The 19179-nt window shown below is 64.3% G+C and carries 15 protein-coding genes; 10 read left to right on the top strand and 5 right to left on the bottom strand.

Features of this window, described 5'->3' with window-relative positions:
* From ING15_RS09445 to ING15_RS09430, 4 genes are all read right to left on the bottom strand, one after another.
* Positions 1–1281 carry a TRAP transporter large permease gene (locus ING15_RS09445; RefSeq protein ID WP_206454540.1) on the bottom strand — a complete coding sequence of 427 codons (1281 nt, stop codon included), beginning with the start codon at positions 1279–1281 and terminating at the stop codon, positions 1–3.
* A complete protein-coding gene (locus tag ING15_RS09440) occupies positions 1281–1802 on the bottom strand; it encodes a TRAP transporter small permease (protein ID WP_232845668.1) in 522 nt (173 codons plus the stop codon). Before ING15_RS09440 ends, ING15_RS09445 begins: the two co-directional genes overlap by 1 nt.
* Positions 1803–1937: 135 nt before the next feature.
* Positions 1938–2909, bottom strand: coding sequence for a TRAP transporter substrate-binding protein (locus tag ING15_RS09435; protein WP_232845667.1), 972 nt, complete (start codon positions 2907–2909; stop codon positions 1938–1940).
* Between the two features lie 50 nt (positions 2910–2959).
* Positions 2960–4156 (bottom strand): pyridoxal-phosphate-dependent aminotransferase family protein, encoded by a 1197-nt coding sequence (locus ING15_RS09430; protein ID WP_206454537.1) that lies wholly within the window; start codon positions 4154–4156, stop codon positions 2960–2962.
* A 167-nt stretch (positions 4157–4323) separates the two neighbouring features.
* Between ING15_RS09430 and ING15_RS09425 the strand changes: the two genes are divergently transcribed.
* From ING15_RS09425 to ING15_RS09415, 3 genes are all read left to right on the top strand, one after another.
* Positions 4324–7263, top strand: coding sequence for an FAD-binding and (Fe-S)-binding domain-containing protein (locus ING15_RS09425; RefSeq protein ID WP_206454594.1), 2940 nt, complete (start codon positions 4324–4326; stop codon positions 7261–7263).
* A 94-nt stretch (positions 7264–7357) separates the two neighbouring features.
* Positions 7358–8032: a GntR family transcriptional regulator gene (locus tag ING15_RS09420; protein ID WP_206454536.1), complete on the top strand. Its 675-nt coding sequence runs from the start codon at positions 7358–7360 to the stop codon at positions 8030–8032.
* A 265-nt stretch (positions 8033–8297) separates the two neighbouring features.
* The gene (locus tag ING15_RS09415; RefSeq protein ID WP_206454535.1) at positions 8298–10241 is read left to right on the top strand and encodes a polysaccharide biosynthesis protein; all 1944 of its coding nucleotides are present in this window, start codon (positions 8298–8300) and stop codon (positions 10239–10241) included.
* A gap of 40 nt (positions 10242–10281) precedes the next feature.
* Here ING15_RS09415 and ING15_RS09410 read toward each other — a convergent pair whose 3' ends face one another.
* Entirely contained in the window at positions 10282–11631 is a 1350-nt protein-coding gene (locus ING15_RS09410; RefSeq protein WP_206454534.1) for a UDP-glucose dehydrogenase family protein, read from the bottom strand.
* A gap of 443 nt (positions 11632–12074) precedes the next feature.
* Here ING15_RS09410 and ING15_RS09405 point away from each other — a divergent pair, with 443 nt between their 5' ends.
* Genes ING15_RS09405 through ING15_RS09375 form a run of 7 tightly spaced genes read left to right on the top strand, consistent with a single transcriptional unit; the run spans position 12075 to position 19176 of the window.
* Positions 12075–12431 carry an NADH-quinone oxidoreductase subunit A gene (locus ING15_RS09405; RefSeq protein WP_332873804.1) on the top strand — a complete coding sequence of 119 codons (357 nt, stop codon included), beginning with the start codon at positions 12075–12077 and terminating at the stop codon, positions 12429–12431.
* Entirely contained in the window at positions 12422–13702 is a 1281-nt protein-coding gene (locus ING15_RS09400; protein WP_206454533.1) for an NADH-quinone oxidoreductase subunit D-related protein, read from the top strand. Before ING15_RS09405 ends, ING15_RS09400 begins: the two co-directional genes overlap by 10 nt.
* Complete coding sequence (locus ING15_RS09395; RefSeq protein ID WP_206454532.1) at positions 13699–14640, top strand: complex I subunit 1/NuoH family protein; 942 nt, start codon at positions 13699–13701, stop codon at positions 14638–14640. Before ING15_RS09400 ends, ING15_RS09395 begins: the two co-directional genes overlap by 4 nt.
* Positions 14640–15422: an NADH-quinone oxidoreductase subunit J family protein gene (locus ING15_RS09390; protein WP_206454531.1), complete on the top strand. Its 783-nt coding sequence runs from the start codon at positions 14640–14642 to the stop codon at positions 15420–15422. Before ING15_RS09395 ends, ING15_RS09390 begins: the two co-directional genes overlap by 1 nt.
* On the top strand, positions 15419–15730 hold the full coding sequence (gene nuoK, locus ING15_RS09385) for an NADH-quinone oxidoreductase subunit NuoK (RefSeq protein ID WP_206454530.1): 312 nt from the start codon (positions 15419–15421) through the stop codon (positions 15728–15730). The genes ING15_RS09390 and nuoK overlap by 4 nt, the downstream gene beginning before the upstream one ends.
* Before the next feature lie 7 nt (positions 15731–15737).
* Positions 15738–17684 carry an NADH-quinone oxidoreductase subunit 5 family protein gene (locus ING15_RS09380; protein ID WP_206454529.1) on the top strand — a complete coding sequence of 649 codons (1947 nt, stop codon included), beginning with the start codon at positions 15738–15740 and terminating at the stop codon, positions 17682–17684.
* 1 nt (position 17685) lies between these two features.
* The gene (locus tag ING15_RS09375) at positions 17686–19176 is read left to right on the top strand and encodes a complex I subunit 4 family protein (RefSeq protein ID WP_206454528.1); all 1491 of its coding nucleotides are present in this window, start codon (positions 17686–17688) and stop codon (positions 19174–19176) included.
* The last annotated feature ends 3 nt before the right edge of the window (positions 19177–19179 follow it).

The raw sequence follows: 19179 nt of genomic DNA, 5'->3' as shown, positions 1-19179 counted from the left end.
TCACCTGTAGAAATATTCGACGAGGAACATCGGTATCGCCGGCACGTAGGTGCTGATGATGAGCACGAAGAGCAGCACGGCGATCAGTGGCAGGTTCCATTTGGTCACCTCCCAGATGTTTGCCTTGGCGATCGAGCATGCTGTGATCAGCACCGAGGCGACCGGCGGCGTCTGCTGACCGATCGCAAGGTTCAGCGTCACCACCAGGCCGAAATGCACCGGATCGATTCCCGCTTGGCTGATCAGCGGCGTGATGATCGGGACGACCAGGATGATCGCCGCGGCCGAATGCAGGAAGAAGCCGATGACCAGAAAGAAGACGTTGAGGATCAGCAGGATTAGGTACTGGTTGCTGGTGAGGTCCAGGATCGCCGCCGCGATGTCCTGCGGGACGCGGGCGGTGGTCAGGAACGAGCCCATCAGGACCGAGGTGGCGACGAGCAGCATGACCACGGCCGTCTGCATGCCGCCTTCCAGCATCGCTTCCTTGAGCTGGCGCCAGTCGACCTCGCGATACCACATTCCCACCAGGATCGCCGCGACGACGGCGATTCCGGCCGCTTCCGTTGCCGTCATGAAGCCGCCGAAGATGCCGCCGAGGATGATCACCGGCAGGGCGAAGGTCGGCAGCGCCTCGACGAAGGTGGCGCGCAACGCTGGAAGATTGAAGGCGTCCTCGGTCGGCCAGTTGTATTTGACTGCGTAGTAGTAGGCGACACCCATCAGCCCGGCTGCTCCGAGCAGCCCCGGCACGACGCCCGCGACGAACAATTGTTCGATGCTGGCCCCCGACGACACACCGTAAAGGATCATCGGGATCGATGGCGGGATGATGATCGCCAGCGAGGCCGAGGACGAGGTGATCGCAGCGGCGAAGGGGGCGGGATAGCCGCGCCGCTTCATCTCGGGAATGATGATCGAGCCCATTGCCGCGACATCCGCGACCGCCGAGCCCGAGATCTCGGCGAAGAACAGCGAGACACCGACATTGACCATCGCCAGGCCGCCGCGAACGAAGCCGATGATCGCGGTGACGAAGGCGATGAGGCGCCGGGTGATGCCGGTGGCGTTCATGATCGCGCCAGCGAGCACGAACATCGGAATGGCGATCAGCGAGAAGGATTTCGCGCCCGAGTACATATCGAGCGCGATGGTCACGAGGGCGCCGGCACCGTCGGTGAGACCGATGGCAATGACCGCCGCCAGCGCCAGTGCGATGGCGATCGGCACGTTGATGCATACCATCACGACCAGCGCGATGAAGATACCGAACATGAACATCAGGCCTGGTCCTTCTCCGGCGTTTCGCCATGCGCCATGACGGCGTGCTCGACCGAGCGTCCCGCCATCACGTCCCGCCAGTAGTCGGGCAGGCTCAGAAGTTCGGCGACGATGAACAGGATGGCGCCGATCGGGATAATGGATTGGGTGAGAGACACCGGCACCCAGGTCAGACTGACCAGCGTCTCACCCTCGAGAATGCTGAGCACCTCGAGTCCCGCCCAGGCGAGCAGCGCGAAGAAGGAGATCACCAGGATCTCCGCGAGGATGACCGCCGCGGCTCGCGCCCGGCGTGGCAGCGCGAGGAGCACGTCGTCGAAGCCGATATGGCCGCGCTTGAGCGCCGCTAGCGCGGCGCCGTAATAGGTGGTCCATGCCAGGAGCACCGAGGCAACCTCGTCGTACCAGGAGAGCGAGGCTCCCAATTTGCGGAATACGACCGCCACCACGACCACGGTAGTGAGGCCGACCATGAGGGTAATGACCACCCAGGTCAGAACCTCGCCCAGAAGCTTCGCCATCAGGCGCAATTCGGCCTCCCGCGCCTTTTCGGGCGCTCCGTTTGTCGATTATCGGTAATAGAGGACGGCCGTCCGCCGGACGGGCCGTGCAGCAATGAAGGTAGGCCGGCGGCGCGGACGCCACCGGCCTTCAGTTTATGAGCTGGAGGCGAGCGACTGGATGTCCTCGATCAGCTTCTGGCCACCCTCGACCTGCTGGCCGAACTCCTCGTAGATTGGCTTGGAGGCCTCGATGAAGGCATCCTTGTCGGCCTCGTTCACCTCGACGCCGGCTTCCTTGATCTTGTCGACCAGTTCGCCGTCGAGCCGCGCCGATTCGTCATAGGCGAAGTCGCTGGCCTTGACCGCGCAATCCTGGATCGCGGTCTTCAGCTCGTCGTCCCAGCCTTCCCACTGCTTGGCGGAACTCGCCAGATAGGCCGGCGAATAGACGTGACCGGTCATCGAGAGGTACTTCTGCACCTCCTGGAACTTGCCCGAATAGATCTGGGCGAGGGGGTTTTCCTGACCGTCGATCACGCCCGTCTTCAGTGCCGTGAACACTTCCGAGAAGGCCATCGGCGTCGGGTTGGCGCCGTAGCTCTGGAACATCTTCACCCGCCACTCGCCCTTTGGCGTGCGCAGCTTGATGCCCTCCAGATCGGTCGGCACGGTAACCGCCCGGACGTTGTTGGTCACGTTGCGGAAGCCATTTTCCCAAAAGCCGATGATCTGGTAGCCCTTGCCGCTCGCCGCATCGACGAAGGTCCCGCCCATCTCGTCGCGGACCTTGCGCATGTGGTCGCGGTCCTTGATCAGATAGGGCATCTCGAAGATGCCGAAAGTCGGCGACACCGAGCTCATGATCGAAGAGGGAATCGAGAAGGCGATCTGCCCGAGCTTGAGCTTCTGCAGCATTTCCTCGTCATTGCCGAGCTGCGAGGAGCCGTAGACCTCCACCGTTGCCTTGCCGCTTGCGCCGACGCATTCGGCGAAGTTGTTGCCGGTGGATTCGTAGAGCGATCCCGGCGCGCCGACATGGCCCAGTTTCAGGACCTCCTGGGCGTTCGCCGCCGTTCCCCAAAGCGCCGCGGCCGCGACGCCCATCATCAATGTGCGAATTTTCATTGTCTTTCCTCCCAGTTGCATTCGGACGGGCGGTTTCCTCCGCCCGATTCTTACTCTGCCGCTTGTTGCGCCTGCCCCTCCGTCGCGGTGGCGAGCACCTCCATCGCCGCCTCCACGCCGCCAGACTTGTGCCGCACGTCCGCTATCCGCAAGCCCATCTCCACGCCCCCCAGCGTACCGACAAGCATGAGATCGTTGAAGTCCCCAAGATGGCCGATGCGGAAAATCTTGTCGGCCACTTTCGACAGTCCGGCACCGAGCGACATGTCGAAGCGCTCGAGGATGATCTTGCGCAAGGCGTCGGCGCCCGTCTCGCCGGGCATCACGGCGGCGGTCAGAGCGCCCGAATGCTCGGCCGGCTCGGCGCACAGAACGTCCAGCCCCCACGCCGAGACGGCCGCGCGCGTCGCCGCGCCGTGGCGCTGGTGACGGGCGAAGACGTTGTCGAGGCCTTCCTCATGCAACATCTCGATCGCCGCATCGAGGCCGTAGAGCAGATTGGTCGCCGGCGTGTACGGGAAAAATCCGTTGTCGTTGGGCGCCCGCATCTCGTCCCACGCCCAGTAGGATTTCGGCAGTGTCGATGATTTCGACGCTTCGATCGCCTTGTCGGACAGGGCGTTGAACGACAGGCCGGGAGGCAGCATCAGCCCCTTTTGCGAGCCGCCCACGGTGACGTCGACACCCCATTCGTCGTGGCGGTAGTCGATCGAACCGAGGGAGGAGATCGTATCGACCATGAGAAGGGCAGGATGGTTCGCCGCATCGATGGCCTTGCGGACATCGGCGATGGGCGACACACAGCCGGTCGCGGTCTCGTTGTGGACGACGCAGACCGCCTTGATCGCGTGGCCTTTGTCGGCCGTAAGACGCTCGCCGATTGCCGCCGGGTTGGCGCCGTGGCGCCAGTCGCCAGCGATGAATTCCGTTTTCAGACCAAGGCGTTCCGCCAGTTTCTTCCAGAGACTGGCGAAATGCCCGGTCTCGTACATCAGCACCCGGTCACCGGGCGACAGCGTGTTGACTAGCGCCGCTTCCCAGGCGCCGGTTCCGGAGGCCGGGTAAATCACGACGGGATTCTTCGTCTTGAAGATCGTGCGGATGCCCGACAACACGCGCTGGCCTAGAGCTTGGAAGTCCGGGCCGCGGTGGTCGATCGTCGGCCGGTCCATCGCCCGCAGGACGCGATCAGGAACGTTCGTCGGCCCCGGAATCTGGAGGAAATGCCGTCCCGGTTGATAGCTCACGATTAGTCCCCCCTGAGATCGTGACGCCTTGTCGCATCCGATCCCTTTCCTGCGATGCGCTCTTGCCGGCACATCTTAATTGCGGTCATATTGAATTATGAATTCATTATTTCTGTCAAGCGGCGAATGGTGCTTTCCCGGAGTGGAGATCCGAAATCGTGGGTAAGATGATCCGGCCGGGCCTGTCCCGCAGGCTATCGAAAGAAATCGCCGGGGAGGTGCTGTTCGACCGCTTTTCGCGTGGGCGTTACGCGACCGATGCGTCGATCTACCAGATCATGCCGGTCGGCGTCGTGGTGGCGCGGACGACGGACGACGTCGCCGCCGCACTCGACGCGGCTCGCGAGGAGGGACTGCCGCTGACGATGCGGGGCGGCGGCACGTCGCAATGCGGCCAGACGGTCAATTCCGGGCTCGTCGTCGACACCTCGAAATACCTCAACCGTCTGCTGGAACTGGATGTCGAAGGCCGTCGCGCGGTGGTCGAGCCGGGCATCGTGCTGGACGACCTCAACCGGCTCCTGAAGCCGCATGGCCTGTGGTTTCCGGTCGATGTTTCCACCGCTTCGCGGGCGACGATCGGCGGCATGGCCGGCAACAACTCCTGCGGCTCGCGCTCGCTGCGCTATGGCACCATGCGCGACAATGTCATCGCCATCGACGCGATCCTCGCCGATGGCACCAGGGGCCGCTTCGCCCGCCTCGACCAGGGTGCCTCGGAAGAGCCGCCACGCGATCTCGTCGCCGCCATGCTGGCGCTCGGCCGGCGCGAGGCCGCCGAGATCGAAGCGCGGTTCCCGAAGGTCCAGCGGCGGGTCGGCGGCTACAATCTGGACGCGCTGATGCCGGCGGCCGAGCCGATCAATCTCGCTCATCTCCTCGTCGGCTCGGAGGGCACGCTCGGGATTTCGACGGCCATCGAGATCGCGCTGTCGCCGCTGCCGAAAGCCACCAAACTGCTCGGCGCCTGCCATTTCCCGACCTTTAGGGCGGCGATGGAGGCGGCTCAACACATCGTCGCGCTCAGACCGACGTCCGTCGAACTCGTCGATTCGACCATGATCGCGCTCGCCCGGCGGATCGACATGTTCGTGCCGACGCTGGAAGCTTTCGTTGAAGGCGACCCGGCGGCGCTGCTCTTGGTCGAATTCGCCGACGAGGCGGACGAGAACGAACGCAGCATCGGGGCGCTGCGGGACGTCATGAACAGTCTCGGCTACGGCTTCGGCAAGGGAGGCGAACAAGAAGGCGGCGTCGTTGCGGTCAAGGACGCCAAGCTGCAGGCCGCCATCGCCGACCTGCGCGCCTCGGGCCTCAACATCATGATGTCGATGAAAGAAGCGGGAAAACCGGTTTCCTTCGTCGAGGATTGCGCGGTGCCGCTGGAACATCTCGCCGACTATACCGATCGGTTGACGGCGATCTTCGCGCGCCATGGCACGCGCGGCACCTGGTACGCCCACGCCTCCGAAGGCTGCCTGCATGTCCGTCCGGTGCTGAACGTCAAGCTGGACAAGGATGTCGCGACCATGCGGGCGATCGCCGAAGAGGCCTTCGCGATGGTGCGCGAATACAAGGGCTCGCATTCCGGCGAACATGGCGACGGCATCGTCCGCTCCGAGTTTCACGAGGCGATGTTCGGGTCGCGCATCGCGCGCGCGTTCGATGAGGTGAAGGCCGCTTTCGATCCGTCCGGGCTGCTCAATCCCGGCAAGATCGTCCACCCGCCGAAGATGGACGATCGCAGCTTGATGCGATACCCGCCGGGCTACGCGGTCGAGGACATCGCGACGGCTTTCGACTGGTCAGCCTGGCCGGGGGCGGCGGGCGGGCTGCAGGGCGCCGTCGAGATGTGCAACAACAATGGCGCCTGCCGGAAGATGGCCGGAGCCGTCATGTGCCCGAGCTACCGCGCCACCCGCGACGAGAAGCACGTGACGCGCGGCCGCGCCAATACGCTGCGCCTGGCCCTGTCGGGGCAACTCGGCCCCGATGCGTTGGCCTCGGACGAGATGGCCGAGACGCTGAAACTGTGTGTCTCCTGCAAGGCCTGCCGCCGCGAATGCCCGACCGGCGTCGACATGGCGAAGATGAAGGCGGAAGTGCTCTATCAACGAGGCAAGGGGAAGGGCTTTTCGCTGAAGGATCGGCTGATCGCCGGGTTGCCGCGCTATGCTCCGGTGGCGGCGCGGCTGACGGACTTGCTGGCGCTGCGCAACCGTGTTCCCGGACTTGCCGCGCTGTCGGAGCGCCTCTTCGGTTTCTCCCGTCGTCGGACGCTGCCGGTCTTTCGGCGCGACTGGTTCCGCGACGGGGAAGGGCGGGGCGGCGAGATTCCGGCGGAGGCTCAAGAGCGTCGCGTGGTTCTTTTCGCCGACACCTTCGGCCGCTGGTTCGACCCCGAGACCCTCCGCGCGGCCGTCAAGGTGCTCCAGGCGGGCGGCTACCACGTCGAGACCGCCAGTCTCGGCGGTGGCGAGCGGCCGCTGTGCTGTGGCCGGACCTATCTCGCGGCGGGTATGGCGGATCGTGCCAGGGAGGAGGCGCGGCGCACCATCGCCGCCTTGCTGCCGCACGTGCGGGCGGGCCGGGCCATCATCGGGCTCGAGCCGTCCTGTATCCTGACGTTGCGCGACGAATTCCTGGCATTGGTGCCGGGCGAGGACGCCGAAGCCGTTGCCGCCGGCGCGATGCTGTTCGAGGAGTTTCTCGTCAGCGAAAGTCGGGCTGGCCGCCTGTCCTTGCCGCTCGGGCCGCTGGACCGGAAGGCCTGTCTGCACGGACACTGCCACCAAAAGGCGTTCGGCGCGATGTCCGCGGTCGAAGCGGCGTTGCGTCTGATTCCGAAGCTCGACTTGGCGATCATCGAATCGTCCTGCTGCGGGATGGCCGGCGCCTTCGGCTATGATGCCGAGACGATCGACGTGTCGTTGGCGATGGGCGAATTGTCCTTGCTGCCTGCCGTGCGAAGCGCGCCGGAGGATGCGATCATCGTCGCCGACGGCACCTCGTGTCGCCACCAGATTGCCGACGGCGCTGATCGCAAGGCGGTTCACGTCGCCGAGGTTCTGGCCGGCGCGCTGGACCGGCCGGCCACGGCGGCCTAGCAGCGGCATTCCGTCCGCTGTGTGTTGCGGTGGGACCAAGATCAAGCGCGACGGCCTCTCGGCGGCTCGCCATACTGACGCAGGACAATGAGACATGAGCCTTGCTGACCTTACCCCCGACGGATTCGTAACGCGTCCCGCGCTGGCGGTCGAACTCACGGACCGAATGCGCCGGATGATCATGGAAGGCGAACTGAAGTCGGGCGAGAAGGTGCCGGAAAAAGCGCTGACCGAACGCTTCGGCGTATCGCGGACACCGGTCCGGGAAGCTCTGAAGGTTCTGGCCCACGAAGGGCTCGTTCAACTCGTTCCCAACCGTGGCGCCATCGTGTCCCGGCAGACACTGGCGGAACTCGCGGAATTGTTTCCCCTGATCGCGGCGCTGGAAGGTCTGGCCGGGGAACTCGCGGCCGAGCGGGCATCCGAGCCGGATATCGCGTCGATCGGCGATCTGACACGGCGGCTCCGTCAAACCTACGAGACTCACGACCGCCCGGCCTATTTCGAGATCAATCAGGCGATCCACGGCGCCATCCTGGCCGCCGCCGGCAATCCCACCCTCATTCAGCACCACGCCATGGTGGCGCGTAGGGTCTACCGCGCGCGCTACCAAGCCAATCTGACGCCCGAGCGATGGCTTGCCGCGACCCGGGAACATGAAGCCATCCATGCCGCGCTGGCAGCTCGAAACGCCGCGCTTCTGGGACGGTTGATGAAGGAACATCTCCAGCACAAGCTGCAGACCCTGGTGGCGATCGTCGAAAACTGAACCGGCGCAATCAACTTCCGCCGGGACGGGCGGCGCCTGTCATATGCCCGACTTGCCGGGGGGCCAAACTCCGGCCATGAAGCACGTCATGCTGATGCCCCCTGGGGTAGAAGGGACCTCGGCCTATCCCCCGGCGGATTTTTTGGATAAGAAACATTTAATTCCTTCGAATTTCCACTGTGGGTGGATGGTTGTTATGGCACGTTCAAGTCACGTCTCCCGGATGCTTTTCCTTCGAGGCATAGCTTTAGTCCATGACAGCATCATGGGGGCCGCGGCGCTGTTTCTGGCTTTGGTCCTGCGGCTGGACCTGAACAGGGTCCTTGCCAACTTGCCGGAATATGGCCTCGCGGCGATTATCTTTGGCGCGGTCGTCGGCATCGTCGGCTTCGTGCTCGGGATGAACCGGGGCGTCTGGCGCTATGCGTCGCTCCCGGATCTGGTGGCGATCATCAAGGCGGCGACCATCGCCGTTTCAATTTTCATCGTCGCTCATTTCCTGCTGGTGCGGCTGGAGGCGATCCCGCGCTCGTCCATGATTATCGCGTGGGCGTTTCTGATCGTCTTGCTGGCGGCGCCGCGCGCCGTTTATCGGGTTTACCGCAACTGGCGGGATACGCGCCGGGATGTCCGCAGAGATGGCGGCGTGGCCAAACGCGTCCTGTTGATCGGCGCGGGCGATAACAGCGAGACGTTCTTGAAGACGATCGCGGAACGAAGCGGGCAGGCCTTCGAGGTTCTGGCAATCATCGACGAACGCGGACGCCGCACCGGCCGGTTCATTCGCGGCGTTCCGGTGCTCGGCTCCCTGGAGAAACTGCCGCAGATCATCCGGCGTTTCGACCGACAGGGCCGCCGGCCGGAAGCGTTGATCCTGACGCGGACGCGCGACGACTACGAGCGCCACGCGCGAATGCAGGATCTGATCGACATCGCCAGCGAGCATCACCTCGAGATGCTGCGCTTGCCGAAGGTTCTCGACCTTCGCGAACTCGGCTCGGAGATGGATGTCCGGCCGATCAAGCTTGAAGATTTGTTGCAGCGCAAGCCGTTACAGTTAAACCTCCCGAAAATGGCGACCATGATCAAGGATCAGAAGATCCTGATAACCGGCGCGGGCGGCTCGATCGGATCGGAGCTCGTCCGCCAGATCGTCGCCCTCGAACCGGCGAGCCTGATCCTTGTGGATGCCAGCGAGTACCTGCTTTACGCGATCGATGCCGAGCTTCGCCGGAACAATCCGCAATACGACCTGTATCCGCTGTTGTGCAACGTGCGCGAAAGGGAAGGGATCGCCCGCATCATCGATATGCACCAGCCGGACGTGATCTTCCACGCGGCGGCGCTGAAGCATGTGCCGATCGTCGAAGCACAGCCGCTCGAAGGGCTGTTCACCAATGCGATCGGAACCCGCAACGTGGCGGAGGCCGCCGTGCGCGCCAAGGTGGGCGCCGTGGTCATGATCTCCACGGACAAGGCCGTCAATCCGGCGAACGTCATGGGCGCCAGCAAGCGGATGGCGGAGATGTTCTGCCAGGCGATGGACCTCAGTGCCGGCAAGACCGGGACCCGTTTCGTCACCGTCCGTTTCGGCAATGTCCTCGGCTCGGCCGGTTCCGTCGTTCCGCTGTTCGAAAAGCAGTTGAAGGCGGGCGGCCCCCTGACGGTTACCCATCCGGAGATCGAACGCTATTTTATGACGATTCCGGAAGCCTGCCTACTGGTGCTGCAATCGGCCGCCCACAGTCTGGAAGAACCCGAGGAACGCGGGAGGATTTTCGTGGTCGACATGGGCGCTCCGGTGAAGATCGCCGATCTTGCGCGGAACGTCATTCGCCTTTCCGGCTTGCGGCCGGATATCGACGTGAACATCGTCTATACCGGGTTGCGGCCCGGCGAAAAGCTCTATGAAGAGCTGTTCGACGCCCGCGAGACTTTGGGACAGACCGATATCGAGGGAATCCTCGTGGCGTTCCCGCGGGCGATCGAGTGCGGCGTCATCCTGCGTATCTTTGACGAGATGAGACGTCTGATCGATGCGCACGACCTGGCGGGAGCCTTGCGTCTGTTGAAGTCGACCGTAACCGAATTCAACCCTGGCGAGGAGGTGCTCGCCATGATGAAGGGCGGGCCGTATACGCTTCCACCCGAACTCGTCGCTCTTACGAGCGACACCGGTCACGAGAAATCCGACGCTGGCGATCATTGAGGTCGTCTGTCCCGCAGGTATCTTGCGCAGACTGGTGCGGTTACCTCTCCCGGGGCTCGACGGGATTCCTCCCGATGTCGAAATAGGCCAGGCCGGCGGCATCGGTGGCGCTTCGCTCGTACATGTTGCGGCCATCGAAGACCGCCTTGTCCTTCAGCCGGGACGCGATTTCATCGAAATCGGGGCTACGAAACTCGCGCCACTCGGTCACGATGGCGAGGGCGTCGCTTCCCTCCAACGCATCCGCGGCACTGGGGCACAAGGTTAGCCGCGAAGCATCCGCGAAAATTTGCCGCGTCTGCTTCATCGCCGCCGGATCGTAGGCCCGCACCTGGGCGCCATGGGACAGCAAGTCCTCTATTAACACGCAACTGGGGGCTTCGCGCATGTCGTCCGTATCGGGCTTGAAGGAGAGCCCCCAAAGCGCGATCGTCTTGCCGTCCAGTCCGCGCGCACCACCGTAAAATGCGGCAAGCTTTTCGAAAAGCGCGTGCTTCTGGCGTTCGTTCGCCTCTTCCACCGCATGCATGACGCGCAACGGCACCTCGCGCTCCGCGCCCATGCGTATCAGGGCGCGGGCGTCCTTGGGGAAGCAGCTGCCGCCATATCCGCTGCCGGGATAAAGGAACCGAAAGCCGATGCGGGGGTCGCTTCCGATGCCGCGCCGCACCGCCTCGATGTCCGCTCCCACGGCTTCCGAGAGATGGGCAAGCTCGTTCATGAAGCTGATGCGTGTCGCAAGCATCGCATTTGCCGCATATTTCGTCAGTTCCGCGCTCCGCGGATCCATGACGATGATCTTGTCCTGGCGACGATTGAGAGGCGCGTACAGATTCCGCATCACTTCGGTGGCCCAAGTATCGGAACTTCCGATGATGATGCGGTCCGGCCGCGTGAAGTCCTCGATCGCGGCCCCCTCCTTGAGGAATTCAGGATTGCTCACGACCGCGAACTCCACCTCGACGCCGCGAGATCGAAGCCTGTCGGCGATCACTGCCTCGACCTTTGCCGCGGTGTCCACCGGGACCGTCGATTTGTTGACGATCACCGATTTTTGCGTCAGTCGCTCGCCGATCGCCGCCGCAGCGGACAGGACGTGGCGCAAATCCGCGCTGCCATCTTCCTCGGGCGGCGTGCCGACGGCGATCAGGAAGATGGTGCTGCGGCCGACGGCGAGGTCGTAGTCGGTGGTGAATTCCAGCCGTCCGGACTGTTGGCCGCGCTGCAGCAGCGGCTCGAGACCGGGCTCGAAGATCGGCACTTGGCCTCGCCGCAACATGTCGATCTTGGCGGGGTCAGTGTCGATGCAAACGACATCGTTGCCAAGTTCGGCCAAACAGGCGCCGGCCACCAGCCCGACATAGCCGCTACCAATCACCGTGATCATCATCCGCTATGTCCAGGTCCAGAATGCAAGGCGAGTCGAAAAAGAGTATTCCGGATAAACAGTCGGAAGGTTTGAAGAGCAATAGAAAACATCCGCCGCCGCGAGCATGACATCGAGCATCGGTTTACAAAGACCAATCGTGCCGGCCCGAATAGGCAGGTCGAGCGGGCCGGATCATCAAGGCGCCACGGTCGAACGATTCCATGAGGACAAGCGCGACCGGTAGTCGTTTCCGCATTTATCCGCCGACCGGGGTTGACCTTCCCGTGGCTGGAAGGCGCAGCTTGTTGCCGCCCAGCCACGGGGATACCTGTCATGCACCAGAGTCTCCTTGAGGACTCCTCGAACAATAGTGAAATGCGCGCGACAAGTGAGCGAATTCCAAAGCCGGATGGGACCACCGCGGGGCGATTGCGGTCGCAACCGTTTGACGCGAGGACGACGGCGTGACCACAGCCTACGGCACGATCCTTTACTTTTCCCTGTGTGGCGGCGTCCTGGCCGCCCTCCTTCTGTCTCTCAATCGCTACCTCGCACCGTGTCTGCGGATCGAACCGGCGCTGGTGCCGTTCGAGAGCGGGCAGGCGCCCGACGTTCACGCCTGGCACCAGTACCACGCTCGGTTTTTCGGCTTCGCGCTGGTCTTCATCCTCTTCGATATGGAGATGGTGTTCATGTATCCATGGGCTGTCGTCTTCCTCGAAGAGGGAGTGAAGGCGTTGGCGGAGATGGGCATCTTCATCGCCATTCTCGTTATCGGCATTCTTTATGCGTGGCGTGAGAAGGCGTTCGAATGGGACTGATCGAGCGTCTTCGCAATTTTGCCTTCGCCACGCCGACAGCCTTCCCCGTCGTCGGGGCGGGCGGCGAACGGGCATGGAACCGTCTGGTTGGGGATGGGGCGGTTTCGCGGACGACGGCGCCCCACAATGGCGATATTCTTCTCCTGACCGGTCTCGTGCCGCCGAGCTGGAACGTCCCGCTGAGGGATCTGTTCGAGACCTTTGCCCTGCCGCGAGCGGTTGTCTGGCTGCGGCCGGCCGGCGCTGACCCGACGCCGACCGGGCTGCCGGTTCTCTCGTTGGACCACTGGGATGCGCAGACGGTACGCGGCGCCCTGCTCGATCCGGCGGCAGTCGGATGGAAGGCGCTCCACGACGATGTTCCGCCCGCCGAATGGCGCGGCAAGGGCGATTATGGACAGGGCGGTGAAGGCATGATGGGCGGTAAGCCCTATGGTCGCCCGATGGCCATGACGATGATGGATACCGATGGGCTGAATCTCGGCGATCTGCCGACCGGGCTCGGGCCATTCTTCCCGCATCTACCATCCGGCCTGCATATGAAGCTCCACCTGCAAGGCGCGCGGGTCCGCGAATGCGGGGAAGCACGGTTTCTGGAAGCCGACGTCCACCCAGACGACTTGCTCGCGGTCGGGGTCGCCATTGCGCCATTTCTGCGCGCGACGCGGGGTCAGCCGATGGCGATCCGGGAGCTTGAGACAGCTCGGATGCGACATCATCTGGCGCGAATTGCGGACATGCTGGCCCTGGCCGGCCTCGAAGGACTGGCCCGTCGGGCGCTCGCGGTTGCCGGAGACGTCGACGCGCCAACGGTGCGCGATGGTCTGTCGGAGATCGAGCGCGCGAACGCAGAGACGCGGTTTGCCGGCTTCGGCCTCCTCGACCGGCGGATGATCGAAAGCGCTGGCATGGCCGGCTTCGCCGCCCGGGCCGCCGGCCTGCCGCTCGACCGCCGTGATGTCTGCGAGGCCTATCGCGACCTCGGCTTCGAGCCGCTTGTCGAGGAGGCCGGCGACACGGCGGCGCGGTTCCGCCTTTTGGTGCGCGAAAGCCGGCAGTCGCTGGATCTGATCGCCCGTGCAGGTGACAAGCAATCGACGGCCGCCGAGACACCGACGGGACCGTTATCGGAAACTGCGGGAGCTTGGCGCTCCGCGACAGGCGCGCTGTTGGCGCATCTGCCGATGCTGCTTGGCGGCCGGCTTTTTTCGGAGGCGGTGATGATCGTCGCGAGCCTGTCCCTGTCGAACGAAGAGGCGATGCTTCCTTGACGGCGGCCATTGCAACCCTCGTGCTTGTGACGATTGGCGTCGCCTATCTCGCCGTCGTCGACCGGGTGGCGCGGTCGTTCGTCGCGGGCGCGCCGGTGGGTCTGGCCACGCTGGCCGCACCTTTCCGCGATGCTCTGCGCGATCTGATGAAGGAGCGCCGGCCGACCGAACGGCCGGATCCGGTGATGTGGCTCGGTGCGCCAATTCTACTGGTGACGTTGGTCTTCGCCGCTTTGACCGTGATGCCGCTGTCCGGCGAGGCGGTGGGGTCGGACCTCTCGGTCGGCGTGGTGTTCTTCACGGCCATGTTTGCGCTGATCATGGTGGCCGCTTGGGCTGCCGGTTGGGGTCCGAACTCGAAATATCCGCTGATCGCGGGCTATCGCTTCATCGGGCTGATGCTCGCCTACGAGATGCCCTTCGCCATCACCATCATAGCGGTGGCGCTGCCGGCCGAGTCGCTGGCGTTGGGAAAGATCGTCGCGTGGCAACAGGCGCATGTCTGGAATGTTATCCTCCAGCCGGTCGGCTTCCTGATCTATCTCGTTTCGGCTCTGGCGGTGGCCTTCTCCGGTCCGTTCGCGCTTCTGGCCTCGAAGGATCTGGCCGGCGGCGTTGAACTGGAGCTGTCGGGCGGACCGAGGCTGCTCTGGCGCTTCGGCCACCGGGCGCTGCTTTTGTCGACGGCCGCCTTCGCCGTACCTCTCTTTCTCGGCGGCGGCGCCGGGCCTTTCCTGCCGCCGGAGGTCTGGACCGTCCTGAAGGTGCTGTTTGTCGCGGGGACGCTGGCCCTGACGGGCCATCTGATGCCGCTCGTACGGCTCGACTGGTTCATGAAAACCGCCTGGGTCGTCCTGATCCCCCTCGCTCTGGTCAATTTGTTTCTGGTCGGAGCGGTCGCGCTGCTGTTCCCCGCATGGTTCGGGAGTGGCGGCTGATGGGGGCCTGGTTGTTGTTCGTCGTCACGGCCGTGATCGCGGTCGTCGGCGGCTATATGGTGTTCCGCTTCGACTCGATGGCTCGGGCGACTTACGCGCTGATGGGCTCGTTCCTCGCGGTCGCCGTCCTCATGCTGAATCTTCAGTCGGAGTTCCTGTTCGCCATCACCTTTCTGATGATGATCGGCGAGATGATGATCATGGTGATGTTCATGATCGCCTTCATGATGAACCCGGCCGGGCTCAATCCCATGATGATGACCCATCAGCCGAAAGCGGCCGCCGTAGCCGGAATCGCCCTGTTTGTCCTCCTGACTGCCGTGATCCTCGTCACTGACTTTCCGATCTCCGACGCCAGCCCCCCGCCGGATGTCACCGCCGCCATCGGCTTTGAGATGATGGGCGGCTCGATGCTGGTCTTCGAGACGGCGGGCGTGCTTCTCCTTACCGGCATGATCGCGGTGATCGCCCTGACTGCGCGGCGGGGGCGTTTCGGCGGCGCAATCGCGTCTCGACGGGCTGCGGGCGAGAAAGGCGAAGGCCATGGGCATCATCATGGCGGCGGCGGTCATGGTGGCGTCGGCGATCATGCCGGACATGGGCAGATGACGGAGCACAGCCCAGAAGCTGATGCCGAGACTGATGATTCCGGCCACTCGGCGCATTCCGCGCACCCCGGTCAGCCTGGCGATAGCGAAGGCGGCGAGGCGAACGACGCCTCGGCGGCTCCCGAACCCGCGCACGATCACCATGGGCATGGCAAGCACGGGGGAGGGGCATGATGATCCCGCTCGACGCCTATCTGATCCTGGCCGCTGCCCTGATGGGTATCGGCCTGTGGGGGGCGCTGTCGCAGCAGTCGATCGTCATGGTGATGATGGGCTTTGAACTGATGCTCAACGGCGTCTTGCTGAGCGTCGTCGCCTTCTGGTTCTTCGTCGCCCCCGACAGCGCCAAGGGGCAGGTCTTCGGCTTCATGGTGCTGGCGCTGATGGCCGTCGAGGCGGCCCTCGGCTTCGCCATCGTCATCGCGGTCTATCGCGCCAGCGAGGCCGACACCGTCGACGGCGTGTCGGAGCTGAAGGGATGACGCCGAAATGCTGATCGCTCTGACGCTCCTGCTCCCTGCGCTGGCGGGAGGCGCGCTGCTATGCTCCGGGCGCAGGCTGGACCGCTCGGCATCCATGATCGCGACCGTCGTGGCTGCGGTCGTCTTCGCGCTCGATCTAGTCCTGTGGCGCGATGGTTCAGACCTCGTCGTGCCGTTCCTTGCCTTCCAGGACATGGACTTTCCCTTCTATCTGTCCTCCACCAAGGAGGGCGCACCCTTCGCCACGCTTGCCGCCGGCGTCGGCCTGGCGATCTTCGCCTACTCCGGCGCATTTCTGGATCGCGATGCGGCGCGCGGGCGCTATTTCGGCTGGATGCTGGTCTTTCTGGCCGGTATAACCGGACTGTCTTTCGCCAAGGACATCTTGTCGGCGCTGATCGGCTTCGAGTTCATCGGTCTCGCCTCCTGGTCGCTGATCGGATTCTGGTATCAAGAGACGGACCGGGCGCGTGATGCCAACCGCGCCTTCATCGCGACCCGGGTCGGCGATCTCGGTCTCTACGTTGCGGCCATGGCCGCCTTCGTCGCCGTCGGCGACTTCCGCTTCGAAGGCCTGGGCGAGGCCGGGACCGCCCTGCGGCCGGTCATCGCGGCCGGGCTTGTCGTGGCGGCGCTTGGCAAGTCGGCGCAACTGCCCTTCACCGGATGGCTGTCCGGCGCGATGAGTGGGCCGTCGCCCGTCTCTGCCTACCTTCATTCCGCGACTCTGCTCGCCGCAGGACCGCTGCTTTTGACCAAGGCGGGCGGCCTGCTGCAAGCCACGCCGGCGGTCGCGGAATGGGTCCTGTGGATCGGCGTCGCGACGGCCCTGATCGCCAGTCTGATCGCGCTGCTGCAGGAGGAGGTGAAGCAGCTGCTGGCCGCCTCCAGCGCCGCCCAGTTCGGCTTCATCTTCGCGGCGATCGGCGCCGGGTCTCTTGCCGCCGGCGACGTGCATCTGTTCGAGCACGGGTTCTTCAAGGCGGCGCTGTTTCTTGTCGCCGGGCTGTTCGTGCGTCGGGGCCTGCATGCCTTCCACGAACTGGGAGGAGTAGGCCGTCGCCTGCGTCCGATCGCCGTCTTCGCGCTGATCGCGGCGGCGGCACTCGGCGGCGTTCCGCCCTTCGGCGGCTTCTTCACCAAGGACAAGATCCTCGTTGCCGTCGAGGCGGCGAGCGGCATCGCCCATTTCGTCCTGTTGGCGACTGTCGCCCTGACGGCCGCCTACGCCACGCGGTTCTGGCTTTCGATCTTCGGCGGCTCGCCGCGGACTGCCGAAGCAGAGCGGCTGGCCCGTCCGGCAATGCCGATCAGGCTGGCTATCGGCGGCCTTGCGTTCGCCAGCCTGATCTGGGGTCTCGTTGCCTTGCCACCCTTGGAAAACTGGTTTTCAGAGACTCTCGGCGCGGAAGCGATGCCTCCGTTCAAGCTGCTCGACGCAACGTATTCTGTCGTCGCGGTCGGAGCCGGTGTCGGCTGGATGTTGCTGCTGCGCTCGCAGCGACGGCTGGTTCCCTTTGCGCCGCACGGATTGCGCGTGCTGCTGAAACCGGCTGAAACGTGGTTCGGCGCGATCGTTGTCCTGGATTTCTGCGGCCGGGCGACGGTCGCGTTGGGGCGCATCCTCGACAGGGTCGACCGGATTCGTCCCGCCGATCGGATCGGTGGGTTCGTCCGGCGGCTCTCGGGGGTCGCCGCGACATCGGATGATCGCGGTCTGACGCCGGCGAGCATCGCCTGGCCGACAATGACCACCCTTGTGGGCTCCCGCCGTTCGGCGGCGTTCGATGTTGTCGGCATCGATGGAGCGATTCGCGCCCTCGACGATGCCCTGGATGAGGGAGCCGGAAAACTCCGAAGGGCACAGTCGGGCCTGCTTCACCGCTACTACGTTCTTGCCAGTGCCGGCAGCGCCGCGTTGTTTGCCGTTGCGCTGTGGGTCTTGAGGTTCTGAGATGCTGACAATCACGATTTTCCTGCCGGTGCTTGGCATGCTCGCCGTCATCCTGTCGCCGGCGGCCAGACCCGGTCTCGTCCGGACGATCGGCCTCGGCGCCAGCGGGCTGACGCTGCTCCTCGCCATCGGCCTGACGCTTACCTTCGATCCAGGATCGGGATTGCAGTTCGAGGGGCGGATCGCCTGGATCCCAGCGCTCGGCGTCGGCTATTCCGTCGGACTCGACGGCTTGTCCCTGCCGCTGTTTCTGCTCACGGCCTTCATGTTTTTCATAAGCCTGGTTTTCTCATGGCACGAGGACCGCCGGATCAAGGAGTATTTCGTCTGGTTCCTGTTTCTCGAAACGGCGGCGCTGGGGGTCTTCGCCGCGCTCGATCTCTTCCTCTTCTATGTCTTTTGGGATCTGACGCTCGTCGGCATGTATTTCATCATCGCGATCTGGGGGCATAACGACGCCAAGGCGTCGGCGCTGAAATTCTTTCTCTACACCTTCGTCGGATCGCTGGCGCTGCTGCTCGGGATCATCGGGCTCTATCTGGCGATGGATCCGCTGACCATGGATATGCCCTCCATCATCGCCGCCAATCCGCTCGCCGGCGACGGCACTTTGGCGCGGGTGGTTTTCTTCGCCCTCCTGATTGGGCTTGGGGTGAAGATCCCGGTGTTTCCGCTGCACACATGGCTGCCGCCCGCTCATGCCGACGCGCCGGCGCCCGGCTCGGCGATCCTGGCCGGTGTGCTCCTGAAGCTGGGAACCTACGGCCTGCTGCGGATCGGGCTTCCGATGCTGCCCGAGACTTTCCGAAGCTTCGCGCCGCTGCTGATCGCCATCGGTGTCGTCAGTATCTTCTGGGGTGCGCTGGTGGCGCTGGCACAGAAGGATCTGAAGCGGCTGATTGCCTATACCAGCGTCAATCACATGGGCTACATCGTCATGGCCGTCGGCGCGGTGGCAATGGCCGGGAGCACCAGCGTTCAGGCGGCGCAGGTGGCGACCAACGGCGCGATCCTGCAGATGATCAGTCACGGCCTGATCACTGGCGCGCTCTTCCTGCTCGCGGGCGTCCTTTACAAGCGTACCGGAACTTACGAGATTGCCCGCTATGGCGGTCTCGCCGCACATACGCCGCTATTTGCCGGAGCCTTCGGCCTGGCGGCTTTCGCCTCGCTCGGGCTTCCCGGCCTGTCGGGCTTTGCCGCCGAGTTCCAGATTTTCGCCGGAACCTTCGGCATCGCGCCGCTGGCGGCGATCCTAGGGGTCGTCGGTATCGTCATCACGGCCGGGCTGTTCCTGTGGACGATCCAGCGCGTGATGATGGGCGACGTCACCGAAACCGCCGCCACCGTCACCGCCATGACGAGGACCGAAAAGATCGCCATCGGGGCGCTGCTCGCCCTCGTCGTGCTGATCGGGATCATGCCACAACTCGCCATTGGCCTGAGCGACGGCTTTGCCGCTCGCCTCGCGTCCGAGATCGGGGGCGTCTGATCC

The organism is Aurantimonas marina, from assembly GCF_017183135.1.
GTDB lineage: Bacteria > Pseudomonadota > Alphaproteobacteria > Rhizobiales > Rhizobiaceae > Aurantimonas > Aurantimonas marina.
The sequence above is the reverse complement of the archived record's forward strand: the minus strand, read 5'-3'. Positions and strand labels throughout refer to the sequence as shown.

Bases quoted from the DNA above. Each gene is read 5' to 3' on its own strand.
- ING15_RS09445 (WP_206454540.1), bottom strand. From the start codon at position 1,281: ATGTTCATGTTCGGTATCTTCATCGCGCTGGTCGTGATGGTATGCATC.
- ING15_RS09440 (WP_232845668.1), bottom strand. From the start codon at position 1,802: ATGGCGAAGCTTCTGGGCGAGGTTCTGACCTGGGTGGTCATTACCCTC.
- ING15_RS09435 (WP_232845667.1), bottom strand. From the start codon at position 2,909: ATGAAAATTCGCACATTGATGATGGGCGTCGCGGCCGCGGCGCTTTGG.
- ING15_RS09425 (WP_206454594.1), top strand. From the start codon at position 4,324: ATGATCCGGCCGGGCCTGTCCCGCAGGCTATCGAAAGAAATCGCCGGG.
- ING15_RS09420 (WP_206454536.1), top strand. From the start codon at position 7,358: ATGAGCCTTGCTGACCTTACCCCCGACGGATTCGTAACGCGTCCCGCG.
- ING15_RS09415 (WP_206454535.1), top strand. From the start codon at position 8,298: ATGGGGGCCGCGGCGCTGTTTCTGGCTTTGGTCCTGCGGCTGGACCTG.
- ING15_RS09410 (WP_206454534.1), bottom strand. From the start codon at position 11,631: ATGATGATCACGGTGATTGGTAGCGGCTATGTCGGGCTGGTGGCCGGC.
- ING15_RS09400 (WP_206454533.1), top strand. From the start codon at position 12,422: ATGGGACTGATCGAGCGTCTTCGCAATTTTGCCTTCGCCACGCCGACA.
- ING15_RS09390 (WP_206454531.1), top strand. From the start codon at position 14,640: ATGGGGGCCTGGTTGTTGTTCGTCGTCACGGCCGTGATCGCGGTCGTC.
- nuoK (WP_206454530.1), top strand. From the start codon at position 15,419: ATGATGATCCCGCTCGACGCCTATCTGATCCTGGCCGCTGCCCTGATG.
- ING15_RS09380 (WP_206454529.1), top strand. From the start codon at position 15,738: ATGCTGATCGCTCTGACGCTCCTGCTCCCTGCGCTGGCGGGAGGCGCG.
- ING15_RS09375 (WP_206454528.1), top strand. From the start codon at position 17,686: ATGCTGACAATCACGATTTTCCTGCCGGTGCTTGGCATGCTCGCCGTC.